The following is an 11,423-nucleotide window of genomic DNA, read 5'->3' on the forward strand; positions in this document are numbered from 1 at the left end:
CGGGCCGGGCGCCATGCCCGGCAGAAAGGCCCACACCCCCATGAACACCATCCCCCAGGCCACCAGCCCCGAAGAGCTCAAGGACTGGATCGATACCGGCACCGACGTCGTGGTGCTGGACGTGCGTTCCGCCGCCGAATTCGAATCCCTGCATATCAAGGGCTCCTACAACGTCCCCCTCCCGTTGCTGGCAGAACACACCGAGGAACTCGCCTCGAAACTCGACACCAAGGTGGTGCTGGTCTGCCAATCCGGCGTGCGCGCCACCGAAGCCAAGACACACCTCGCGGCAGTCGGATTCGGCAACGCCCATGTCCTGTCCGGCGGCGTCCCCGCTTACAAGCAGGCCGGTGGCGGGACCGTCGAGGGTTCCAAGCGCTGGGACCTGGAACGCCAGGTGCGCATGGCCGCCGGTTCCCTCGTGGTGGCCGGGCTGGTGGGTGGGAAGTTCCTCTCCCCGCAGCTGCGCACCGTCGCCGGTGCCATCGGCGCGGGCCTGACCTTCTCCGCGGCCACCAACACCTGCGCCATGGGCAAGGCCCTGGCCAAGATGCCGTGGAACAAGACCGGCAACGAACCGACCCGTGCATCGGTCCTCGCCCAGCTTCCGCCCAAGAAGTCCTAGCGCACACCCGGTTGGCCCGCCGCCAACCGGATTCCTCCCGGTTTCCGGGCCCGGGTCGCGTTGATCCGGGCCCGGAAAGCACCCACATACCGCTTGAACACGCCCCCGAAGGAGCAGACCATGCCCGAAATCACCATCACCGACACCGACCAGCGACGTGCCACGGACCAGGTCCTTGACGTCCGCGAAGACTTCGAAGTCGCCGAGGGAATGATCCCCGGCGCCATCCACATCCCCATGGGAGAGCTCAACACCCGCCTGGGGGAGATCGACCGGACCCGCCCCGTCATCGTCATCTGCCGCAGCGGCAACCGCAGCGCCCGCGTCGCCGACGCCCTCACCGGCGCCGGATTCACCGCCGACACCATGGCCGGCGGCATGACCGCCTGGCAACGTGCCGGCCTGCCCGTCACCTAAAGCCATACCCCGGCGCCAACCCCACCCGCGTCCCCTGCCCTTCCTTCCCAGACAAGGCGACCTCCATGACCCTCACCCTCGCACTCACCCTCCTGCTCTCGGTGCTGATCGGGATCTCCCTCGGCCTGCTCGGCGGGGGCGGGTCCATCCTCACCGTCCCGATCCTCACCTACGTCGCCGGCATGAACCCCAAGGAAGCCATCGCCGCCTCGCTCTTCGTCGTCGGCGCGACCTCCGCCGTCAGCGCCGTGACCCACGCCCGCAAGAAACGTGTGCAATGGCGCACCGGAGTCGTCTTCGGCGCCGCCGGCATGGCAGGGGCCTTCGGCGGCGGCCTCCTGGGGGGCCATATTCCCGGAACGATCCTCATGATCGCCTTCGCCCTCATGATGGTCGCCACCTCCCTGGCCATGATCCGCGGCCGTAAGAACCCCGCAGGCGCACCCCACCAGGGGGATCTGCCGGTGCCCAAGGTCATCATCGAGGGCCTGGTCGTCGGCTTGGTCACCGGGCTCGTCGGTGCCGGCGGCGGCTTCCTCGTCGTTCCGGCACTCGCCCTGCTTGGCGGCCTGTCCATGCCCGTCGCCGTCGGCACCTCGCTGGTGGTTATCGCCATGAAGTCCTTCGCCGGACTCGGCGGCTACCTCACCACCGTCACCCTGGACTGGACACTTGTCGGCGGAGTCACAGCCGCCGCGATCCTCGGCTCCTTCCTCGGCGCACGCCTGGCCGGACGCATCCCCGAAGCGGCCCTGCGCAAGGGCTTTGGCTTCTTCGTCCTGGCCATGGGCGTCTTCGTCCTCGTCCAGGAACTACCCTCCCCCGCCAACCTCATCCTGGGCCTCGCGGCCACCGCAATCGCCGCGGCCGCGGCCCTGTGCTGGTTTGCCATCCCCGCATGCCCCCTGCGACGCAAGTCCCTGGGTTCACCCGCCACCACCACGGCAACCGAAGCCCGCTAACCGCCGGCTCCCCGCCGTGTTGCCCCTCCTGCCTCGGCACTCCAGGAGTCCGCGCATGAAACCGTCCACCACCAAGATCCTCCCTGTCCTGGGTTTGCGCGCCAACGCGGCGCAGTTCACCCTGCTCGTCGCGGTCAACGCACTCGTCGGCGGGATGGTCGGGCAACAGCAAACCGTCCTGCCACTGCTCGCCCACGCGGAGTTCGGCCTGAGCGGATACACGTTCCTCTTCGCCTACGTGGCGGCCTTCGGGATCGCCAAGGCGACCTCCAACTGGTTCGCCGGGACCCTCTCGGACCGCTACGGACGCAAGCCCGTGCTGCTGGCCGGGTGGCTCTTCGCCATCCCGGTGCCGCTCATGCTCATTTTCGCCCCGGACTGGAGCTGGGTCGTCGCCGCGAACGTTCTGCTGGGCATCAACCAAGGCCTGACCTGGTCGACCACCGTCATCATGAAGATCGATCTGGTAGGCCCGGCCCAGCGCGGCCTGGCCATGGGACTGAACGAGGCCGCGGGCTACGGTGCCGTGGCCGCCACGTCCCTGCTGGCCGGATACCTCGCCGAACAGTACGGGCTGCGTCCGGCGCCCTTCCTCTTGGGAATCGCCTACACCGCCTTGGCACTGCTGCTGTCGGGCCTTTTCGTCCGGGAGACCCACCCACATGCCCTCCTGGATGCCGGAAACATGGCTGCCCGGGGCACCTCCGCCCGGCATGGCCTGGACGCCAACCTAGCCAACGGCCAAATCTTCTCCCTGACCAGCTTCCGGGAACCGGCCTTGTCCTCGGCCAGCCTGGCCGGCCTGGTGAACAATCTGAACTTCGGACTCTCCTGGGGCCTGTTCCCCCTCCTGTTCGCCACCGCGGATCTCAGCATGGGCCAGATCGGCCTGCTTTTCGCCCTGTATCCCGGGGTCTGGGGCATAGGCCAAATGGCGACCGGTGCTCTCTCGGACCGGATCGGACGCAAACACCTCATCACCACCGGCATGCTGGTCCAGGCCACAGCCCTTGCGATCATCGCGCTCGGGGACGGCTTTGGTGCCTGGGCCTCGGGAACCGTATTGCTCGGCGCGGGAACCGCCATGGTCTACCCCACGCTGCTGGCCTCCGTGGGCGACGTCGCCCATCCCTCATGGCGAGGACGGGCGGTGGGCGTCTACCGGGTCTGGCGCGACCTCGGATATGCCGTCGGTGCCATCATTGGCGGGATCGTCGCCGACCTGTTCGGGCTCAACGCCGGCGTCTGGATGGCCGCGGCACTCAGTGCAGCCGCAGGGCTGATCGTCGCGATCCGCATGTATGAAACGCACCCACCGCATCCCCGGCCGACCCCTGGGGGCAATGCCCTGGCAACACTTCCGCGCGACCACACCAACCGGTAGCATGGCCACAGAACCGAGGTCCCATGCCGTGGCGGAGCACGCAGTCGCGCTCGGCACGCCTCCACACCACGACCCGAGGAGAACCGCCATGACCTACACCCACGCCATCACCGTCCCGCTGTCATGGCAAGACGCCGTCGAACGGACACGCGGCGCCCTGGCAGAACAGGGATTCGGCGTGCTGACGGAAATCGATGTGAAGGCGACCTTCGCCCGGAAGCTGGGCCAGGAAGCCGGGGACGCCGTGGGGAACTACATCATCCTCGGGGCCTGCAACCCGCAATTGGCCCAACGCGGCATCGCCGCCGAACCACAGTTGGGCGCGCTGCTCCCGTGCAACGTCGTGGTGCGTCGCGCCCCCGATGCCAAGGAAACCACCATTGAGGCCATCGACCCGCAAACCATGGTCCAACTCAGCCCGGGTGACGCGACACGCGAGGTCGCCAACGATGCCGATGGCCGCCTTCAGGCGGCGCTGAAGGAAATCTCCGAAAAAGCAGGCTCCTAGGTTCTCCCCTGGTTGGTGAAGGTCACTGGCACGGTCTTTTTGCACGGGAGCAGTGCGCCAAGCTCGGGTCAGAGGCGGACATATGCAGCGCCGTCGTGCTGGCGTTGGGCCAGATGCGCGATGGCCGCGGGGACGACCGCGACACCCTCGACCAGCGCATCCGGGGCCAATCCGGCTGCATGCAGACTGTTCGCGCATGCGGTAATGCAAATGCCGGGGATGCCGTGTAGGGCCGCAATGTCGGGGGCGTGCTTCCCGTCCGCGGCCAACTGGGACACCGACGGGCCCTGCACGATGACTTCCACGATGGTGTCGGACATCCGTTCGTGCGCATTGCGGGCCACCTGCAGGGCCGTGGCCACATCCGGGAATGGTTCGGTGCCCGGTCCGGCTAGGTGCAGCAGCAACCGCCAGGTCATGGTCGGGCCTTCGCGGGAACCCCGGTATTATCCCCAAGGATTGCCTCCTCGAGTGATTCAGGGGCCACGGCCGCGTCCTTGGTGCGCAGGGTTCGGCGTACAAGCCCGATCCACCAGGCCAATAGCAGCGCTCCCAGCATGGAAGGCCATGCCCAGTCCGGGAGCACGGCATCGATCCGGGACGCCGCGTCGGAGATCCGGTCCATCAGGCCAGCGGAGAGCAGGTCGGGCATGGTGAGTAGCCCCCCGGTGGTGAGCATGAGGATCCCGACGGTGATTGTTACGGTTCCTGCCAGCAGCGCGTTGGTGTGGAAGCGGAACCGGCCCACAGTCACGGTGCGTCCGCGCAGCCATCCGGTTCGGAAGGTGCCGGCGCGGCGCATGGCCGCGGCCACGCCGAGCACCGGCAGCACCATACCCAGCGCGTAGCTGGCCAGCAGCATGCCCCCGCCCAGTGCGCTGCCGTTAGCCAGGATGAGGGTCAGGATTGCCCCCAGCACCGGTCCGGTGCAGAACCCCGCAACGCCGGCCACCGTCCCAAGCAACACCGCCCCCCACGGCGAGCCTGCCGCGGCGCGTCGGCGCCGGGTACGCAAGGGTAGCAGGCGGGACAGGTCGAAGCCGCCGCCCAAGATCTGGATGAGTCCCAGGGCGACGATGACCCAGGCGGCAGCGACCAGCAGGAGGCGGCGGTCGATGACCAGGACGCCGCCGAGCCATCCGATGCCCAGGCCCAATGGGACCAGCGTGGCCAGCATGCCGGCTAGGAACGCGATCCCCAGTACCCGCAGCCGGTGCCCGGAGGTCGCGGCATGGGCGAAGAACGCGGGCAGCAGCATGGCGTTGCACGGGCTGAAGAGTCCGAGCACACCGCCGGCAAAGGCGAAGACCAGTCCGGCTTCCACTACTGCTGGCCTGCTTCGGCCTGCTGCAATTCGGCGTCAATGGCGGCCACGAAGTTCTCCAGGGGCTGCGCGCCGACGAACGGCATCTGGTTGATCAGGAATACCGGGGTGCTCATGACGGCCAGCTCCTGGGCCTCGTCTAGGTTGCGCTTCACCGCATCCTTGGCCTGTTTGCTGTCCATGTCGGCCAGGAACTGCTCCCCGTCCAGGCCCAGGTCCTCGGCGGTGGCCCTGAGGCTCTTCGCGCTGTAGGCGGATCCGGGGGCGATGGTGCCGCCTTCGGCCATGCGCGTATGGAAGGGCACGTAGCTTCCCTGCATGGCCGCGGCCTGTGCGGCGTGAGCGGCGGTCAGGGAGGCGTCGCCGAACAGGTCAAGGTCACGCCATTCAATGCGCAACTTCCCCTGGTCGACGTACTTGGTGATCAGTTCGGGCAGGGTGCCCTCCGTCCACTTCGCGCAGTATGGGCACTGGAAGTCGGTGAAGGCGACCATGACCACCGGGGCATCCACATCACCCAGCGCAGTGGGATCCTGTGCCTCCAGTCGCGCCACATCGGGAAATGCGGGTGCCGGTGGGTCGGTGTCCTGCCCGGGGGTCTGTGAGCCGGGATTTTGGACTGCGGCGGACGACGCTTCCGGGCCCGGCGCCCGGTCACCGACGGGCAGCTGCGCGCCGATGAGCAGGCCGATGGCCAGGGCCACGGGAATGGGTGCGACCCACAGCCACGGAACCTTGCGCCGTGTTCCAGGCTTGTCCCCCCGCTCCGGTGCGGGCTTGCGGTTCTCGGGGATCTGCTGCACGGTTTCGCTGCCTTCGGCTCGATTGGCTACTATGCTGCATAGTAGGTCTACTATTCTTTATAGTAGACAAGCGGTCCGAAGGGCAAACGGGGACGCTCTCGGGACGGATCACACATCAAGCACACGGAGGAACAATGAGCCGCACGCAACGCTTGCTGATCGATTTCCGCCGCCGCCTGCCGCTGGCCGGCGCGGCGTTGCGCTGGTGGGGTTCCCGGCAATGGGCGGTGGCAGTGGCCTCGGCACTGGCCATGGCGCTGCTGCTGGGTTTCGCCACGGTGCTAATCCCCAACGACGTCTTCAGCCGGGACATCCCGCCGGTGCCGTGGAACTACCCCGTCTGGTTGGCCACCTCCGTCCTGACCGGCCTGCTGGCCGCCAGCTACATCCGGCCAGCGGCCCCGGCAACCCCAGGGACCGCGGAACCAACCGACCGCACCTCCCGCTGGGGGATGGCCGGCGGTCTACTGGCCTGGTTCGCGATCGGCTGCCCGGTCTGCAACAAGATCGCCCTGTTGGCGCTGGGATATTCCGGAGCCATGACCTATTTCGCGCCGTTGCAGCCTTGGCTGGCGGCACTGGCCATGGTGCTGACTGTTCTTGCACTGGTGTTCCGACTGTCTGGGCAGCAGCAATGCGCGATACCCGGTCGCCAGGCCGCTGAGCGGGAAAGGATGGATTCATGACGACCTCCATTGAAGACACCGGCGAACTACCCTTCAAGCCCCGGGAGGCGCCCCCAGTAGGGGCACTGGAACGGCGTGTTTTGGACGTGCTTTGGAAGACCCGCCAGGCACACACCACGCGGGGCATGGTGCAGGAGCTCACGGCGCCGGGAGGCCAGAAACCCGCATACACGACCGTCGCCACCGTCTTGGGCCACCTGGTGGACAAGGCGCTGGCGGAACGCGAACTCATCGGCGGCGTATGGTCCTACCGTGCCACGCTCACCGGGTGCCAGTTCTCCGCCGCGCACATGGTGCGCACGCTGGGAGAGACCAACGACCGCCGGCGCTGCCTCACCCGCTTCGCCGGCATGCTCGACCCCCAGGACGCCGCCTTCCTCAAGTCCCTGCTCTAGTTGATCGGATCCTCACGGATTTCGTTGGTCATTAGAGGCCGGACAGTGTGGGGCTCGTCCAGGTCCAGGTCCAGGTCCACTTCCGCTCAGAAGGGACCCCTCGGGGATAACCCGGCGCATGGCCATGCTGAGCTCGCCCACAGTTCCGAGACAATCCGCCTCGCGGAAGCCGTGTGAGGGTTCCTGAACGAAATAGACGCGTCTGAATGTCTTGAAAAGCTAAAGCTTTTTGAGACGCTACCTAGAGTAGAAACTTGTCTCATCAAATACTTGGAAAACGCGGGCTGTATTTGTCTTATAAACTCGTCCCAACGTAAAACGTCTTACCTGCTTGCCGCACAGGGGTTTTTGAGTCACACTGGGCAGGTGAGGCATTTGGGATACACACGAGTGAGCACTTCGAGCCAAGACGCGGCCTTGCAACTCGACGCTCTTGCTGCAGCAGGGGTGCAGAAACGCGACGTGTTCGCCGATGTGACGTCCGGCAGCCGGAGCGCGATTGAGCGGCCTGGGATGAAGAAACTGCTCGAGTACGCGCAGTCCGGGGACACCGTGGTGGTCTGGCGAGTAGACCGGCTCGGGCGATCCCTGATCGATGTTTTGAACACCGTGAACCTCTTGCGCGAGCGCGGGGTGAATGTCCGCTCCATTTCCGATGGGATCGACCCGGCCACGTCGACCGGGCGGATGATGCTGAACATGCTGGCCTCGTTGGCCGAGTACGAGCGCGAGCTGATCGTTGAACGAGTCAATGCCGGCATTGCTGCCGCCCGGCAATCCGGAACCCGTTTCGGCCGGCCGGTCTCTGACCCGGCGGTGATTGCCGATAAGCTCGCGATCGCCAAAGATGCCCGCACCAGGGGACGCACCGCCGAAGACGCAGCACGCCTGGTTGGCTGGAGCCGCGCGACGTTCTACCGCCACTTGGGCCAAGAATCCGCCTCTGTCAAGAGCTTGTGATCGGCCATGTCCCGGCGAAGCGAACCGCGCAGGGACGCACCGCTGGGACAAAACCAGAATGGCAGCAGTACCGTGAAAGCAGGAACCTCTTACAGCGGCCTGATCAAGGCAACGGCACGCTGGGAAATACTGCGGCAACACGTCGAAGACGGAGTGCCGCTGACGGTTCTGGCAGGGGAACACCATATCGGCCTGAGGACACTGCAGCGATGGCACCAGAGCTTCAAGCTCCAGGGGAAGCCTGGTCTGGAACCGGTGGCACAGGGCAAACGCGGACGCCGGATGCCCAGCGACTTCGTGAAGCTGGTCGAAGGCCTCGCCTTAGCTAAACTGCCCAGGACGACGGCAGCCATCCACCAGCAAGCTAACAAGGTGGCGCTCCACCAGGGGTGGGCACCGGTTTCCTACTCAACCATCCGCTCGATTGTCGGCGAGATAGATCCCGGGATGATGACACTGGCGCAGCAAGGCGCGGCGGTGTACCGCGATAAGTACGAACTGGTCTGGCGCCGCCGCGCCGAACGTCCGAACGCGGTGTGGCAGGCTGATCATACCGAGCTCGACATTCTGGTTTTTGACACTGGTCATCGGCCGGTTCGCCCGTGGCTCACCACGATCATGGATGATTACTCGCGAGCCCTGTGCGGGTACATGATCTTCACCGGTGCTCCCTCATCCTTGAATACGGCATTGGCGTTGCGTGAGGCGATCTGGCCCAAAAAGACAGCAGATTGGGCGATGTGCGGAATCCCTGATGTGCTCTATGTAGACCACGGAACCGATTTCACGAGCCACCACTTGGCGCAGGCCGCCAGAGACCTGCACTTCGAAATCATTTTCTCCGCTGTGGCCCGGCCGCAGGGCAGGGGAAAGATTGAACGATTCTTCGGCACCCTCAACACCGAACTCTTAGCCCGGCTGCCCGGCTACTTGCACAATGTGCGCAACCCCAAGCCGGGGCTGTCCATCGGTGAACTGGAGATGGCGCTGGGTGAGTTCATTGGGCAGAACTACCACCAGCGCGAGCACCAAGAGATCAAGGAAACGCCTCAAACAGCGTGGCAGGGCAACGGTTGGTTACCGCGTCTGCCTGAAACCATCGATGAACTGAACCTGCTGCTGCTCACGGTCGCCAAGCCACGGATCGTCCACCGCGATGGCGTGCATTTCCAAGGGCTACGCTACATTTCCCCGTTGCTAGCTGCCTACGTCGGAGAATCCGTCATTCTCCGCTATGACCCGCGGGACGTTGCCGAGATCCAGGTCTTTCACCGTGGCCAGCACATCTGCAAAGCCGTGGATCCCGCGCATGAACGAGCCACAGTGACGTTCAAGGACATCCAGAAGGCACGCTCCGCACGCAAGCGTCAATTGCGCGGACAAATCAAAGAACGAATCGCCACCGTCGCAGAATTTCTACCGGCCGGGCAACCAGCAACGGAGGTATCCCAGCCTGATCCGGCGGTCCACCGAGCGCAGAAAACGAAGTTGCGCACCTACGCAGAGGACGAATAATGGCCCCCTCAACTTTTATCGCAACAAAGGAGCATCGCCGCTTCACTGAGTTCACCAATGCTGTGCGCCGGCAGCGGACCATCGGGATCTGCTACGGACAAGCTGGAATCGGCAAAACCCTCTCGGCTAAACGCTATGCCAACTGGAGCCCGAAAGCCGCGGCGTTAGTAGAGGAATGGGGTCGCCGGGAGGACAGTGACCTCCAAATCTATAAGGATCTAGCCAAAACGCGGACCGTCTTCTTCACCCCAGGGGTATTGACGACGCCTAAGCAAATCAAAGAAGAGCTCTCACTGATCACTAATCGGACCTCGATCTGCATTCACCAACATCTCGATACTTTAGGTGCCACGACGGGCCCGATGAATCAAGACAAGCATGTGGAGCTGATCATCGTCGACGAGTCGGAGCGACTCAACGCCACTGCCTTGGAAGTGCTGCGAGATAGGTATGACAGGAACAATATCGCTCTGATGCTGATTGGGATGCCTGGCATAGAAAAGCAGTTCAGTCGATATCCTCAGCTCTATAGCCGTGTTGGTTTTGCTCACGAGTACCGTCCGCTTGCGCAGGATGAACTGCATTTCGTTCTGCAACGAAAGTGGCGTGCCCTCGGAAAAACTCTGGACTTGGAGGACTTCACCGATACGCAAGCTGTCGCGGCGATCGCCCGTATCACGCGCGGTAATTTCCGGCTGATCGATCGACTCTTCACACAGATGCAGCGAGTCATGAAAATCAATGAGCTGGACACGATTACCGATGATGTTGTTGAAGCTGCGCGATCCACGCTAGTGATCGGAATCAGTTGAACCGCCAATATTAGGTGCGCAGAAACCGCCAAACGAAGTTAACAATCACACTCCCCTGATGAAAAATTCGCGGAAACTCAACGGTTCGAAATTCTCGCAACCATGTGTCGCAACCAATGACGTAAAATCAGGTCAACACCATTAGTTGCGAGACACTTTCGAAGGACCGATGACCAAACTGATCGGATACGCCCGCGTATCCACCAAAGCCCAAGACGCCGACCGGCAAATCCAAGATCTTCTGGCGGCCGGCGTCCGGCGCGATGACCTCTACACCGACCACGGCCTATCCGGCGCATTGGCGAAGCGGCCCGAACTCGGTAAGGCGCTCGAATCGCTGCACCCGAACGACACGCTCGTGATCACCACCTTGGACCGGCTTGGGCGCTCCACCCAAAAAATGCTCGAATTAGCCGAAGAACTGCGTGAGCGAAATATTGGTTTACGGGTGCTGAACTTAGGCGGCGGTGATGTGGATACCAAAACCCCAATGGGTGCCATGGTCTTCACCGTCATGGCAGCACTCGCCCAAATGGAGCTCGAGATCAAACGCGAACGCATCAACGACTCCGTCACCAAACGCCGTACCACCGGCGGCGACCTCGGCGGCCGACGCCCCACCTTCACCGAATCCCAAATCCGCACCGCATCCAAACTCATCCAAGCCGGCGAACCTGCAACCCAAGTTGCCAAGGATATGGGGATGTCCCGTGCGACGCTCTACCGACGGATCAATAAAATGGACAAGCTTCACACCAATTAGTTCATTCATAGAGATCGACGTCATCGAGTCTGGGCCATCCCCGTAAGTTTGCCGGCCATGAGACGCCCAAAGTCTTCCGCCGATTGAATACCCTCTTTTCCAAGTTAGGAGTATTCTCAGAAGATCACTCCACGAAGATTACCGAGCGTCAGAGGCGAAACCCGGGGAACGTAACTGAATAAAATTCAGTAAAGCTCGTGGTCGGCCAGCTTAAGGAAAGCTGCCCTCAATGGAGGAAGATATGAACACGCCCGAACTACATACCCCCG

14 protein-coding genes are annotated in these 11,423 nt (G+C 63.8%); 11 read left to right on the forward strand and 3 right to left on the reverse strand.

Going from position 1 to position 11,423, the window contains the following annotated elements:
• Positions 1–13: 13 nt before the first annotated feature.
• The 5 genes from ACNPN0_RS18745 (at position 14) to ACNPN0_RS18765 (ending at position 3,896) form a co-directional block, all read left to right on the forward strand.
• Positions 14–625, forward strand: coding sequence for a rhodanese-like domain-containing protein (locus ACNPN0_RS18745; protein WP_096287256.1), 612 nt, complete (start codon positions 14–16; stop codon positions 623–625).
• 120 nt (positions 626–745) lie between these two features.
• Positions 746–1,042, forward strand: coding sequence for a rhodanese-like domain-containing protein (locus tag ACNPN0_RS18750; protein ID WP_047117791.1), 297 nt, complete (start codon positions 746–748; stop codon positions 1,040–1,042).
• 65 nt (positions 1,043–1,107) lie between these two features.
• Positions 1,108–2,004, forward strand: a complete 897-nt coding sequence (locus ACNPN0_RS18755) for a sulfite exporter TauE/SafE family protein (protein WP_022876881.1) — start codon at positions 1,108–1,110, stop codon at positions 2,002–2,004.
• 55 nt (positions 2,005–2,059) lie between these two features.
• On the forward strand, positions 2,060–3,388 hold the full coding sequence (locus ACNPN0_RS18760) for an MFS transporter (protein ID WP_448937533.1): 1,329 nt from the start codon (positions 2,060–2,062) through the stop codon (positions 3,386–3,388).
• Between the two features lie 88 nt (positions 3,389–3,476).
• Entirely contained in the window at positions 3,477–3,896 is a 420-nt protein-coding gene (locus ACNPN0_RS18765) for a DUF302 domain-containing protein (RefSeq protein WP_448937532.1), read from the forward strand.
• A gap of 68 nt (positions 3,897–3,964) precedes the next feature.
• Here the strand turns inward: ACNPN0_RS18765 and ACNPN0_RS18770 are convergent, their stop codons facing one another.
• From ACNPN0_RS18770 to ACNPN0_RS18780, 3 genes are read right to left on the reverse strand one after another with little or no spacing between them, the layout of a single operon-like run.
• Positions 3,965–4,315: a DsrE family protein gene (locus tag ACNPN0_RS18770; protein ID WP_007273056.1), complete on the reverse strand. Its 351-nt coding sequence runs from the start codon at positions 4,313–4,315 to the stop codon at positions 3,965–3,967.
• A complete protein-coding gene (locus ACNPN0_RS18775) occupies positions 4,312–5,220 on the reverse strand; it encodes a cytochrome c biogenesis CcdA family protein (protein WP_007273055.1) in 909 nt (302 codons plus the stop codon). Before ACNPN0_RS18775 ends, ACNPN0_RS18770 begins: the two co-directional genes overlap by 4 nt.
• The gene (locus ACNPN0_RS18780; RefSeq protein ID WP_007273054.1) at positions 5,220–6,023 is read right to left on the reverse strand and encodes a DsbA family protein; all 804 of its coding nucleotides are present in this window, start codon (positions 6,021–6,023) and stop codon (positions 5,220–5,222) included. The genes ACNPN0_RS18775 and ACNPN0_RS18780 overlap by 1 nt, the downstream gene beginning before the upstream one ends.
• A 134-nt stretch (positions 6,024–6,157) precedes the next feature.
• Here ACNPN0_RS18780 and ACNPN0_RS18785 point away from each other — a divergent pair, with 134 nt between their 5' ends.
• The 6 genes from ACNPN0_RS18785 (at position 6,158) to ACNPN0_RS18810 (ending at position 11,154) form a co-directional block, all read left to right on the forward strand.
• Entirely contained in the window at positions 6,158–6,709 is a 552-nt protein-coding gene (locus ACNPN0_RS18785) for a hypothetical protein (RefSeq protein ID WP_007273053.1), read from the forward strand.
• Positions 6,706–7,104, forward strand: a complete 399-nt coding sequence (locus ACNPN0_RS18790) for a BlaI/MecI/CopY family transcriptional regulator (protein WP_007273052.1) — start codon at positions 6,706–6,708, stop codon at positions 7,102–7,104. The genes ACNPN0_RS18785 and ACNPN0_RS18790 overlap by 4 nt, the downstream gene beginning before the upstream one ends.
• Before the next feature lie 366 nt (positions 7,105–7,470).
• A complete protein-coding gene (locus ACNPN0_RS18795) occupies positions 7,471–8,064 on the forward strand; it encodes a recombinase family protein (RefSeq protein ID WP_448937531.1) in 594 nt (197 codons plus the stop codon).
• A 72-nt stretch (positions 8,065–8,136) separates the two neighbouring features.
• Positions 8,137–9,579, forward strand: a complete 1,443-nt coding sequence (locus ACNPN0_RS18800) for a Mu transposase C-terminal domain-containing protein (RefSeq protein ID WP_448937530.1) — start codon at positions 8,137–8,139, stop codon at positions 9,577–9,579.
• Positions 9,579–10,391, forward strand: a complete 813-nt coding sequence (locus tag ACNPN0_RS18805) for an AAA family ATPase (RefSeq protein WP_448937529.1) — start codon at positions 9,579–9,581, stop codon at positions 10,389–10,391. The genes ACNPN0_RS18800 and ACNPN0_RS18805 overlap by 1 nt, the downstream gene beginning before the upstream one ends.
• A gap of 169 nt (positions 10,392–10,560) precedes the next feature.
• Positions 10,561–11,154, forward strand: coding sequence for a recombinase family protein (locus tag ACNPN0_RS18810; protein ID WP_448937528.1), 594 nt, complete (start codon positions 10,561–10,563; stop codon positions 11,152–11,154).
• The last annotated feature ends 269 nt before the right edge of the window (positions 11,155–11,423 follow it).

The sequence above is a fragment of the Glutamicibacter sp. AGC84 genome, assembly GCF_053543575.1.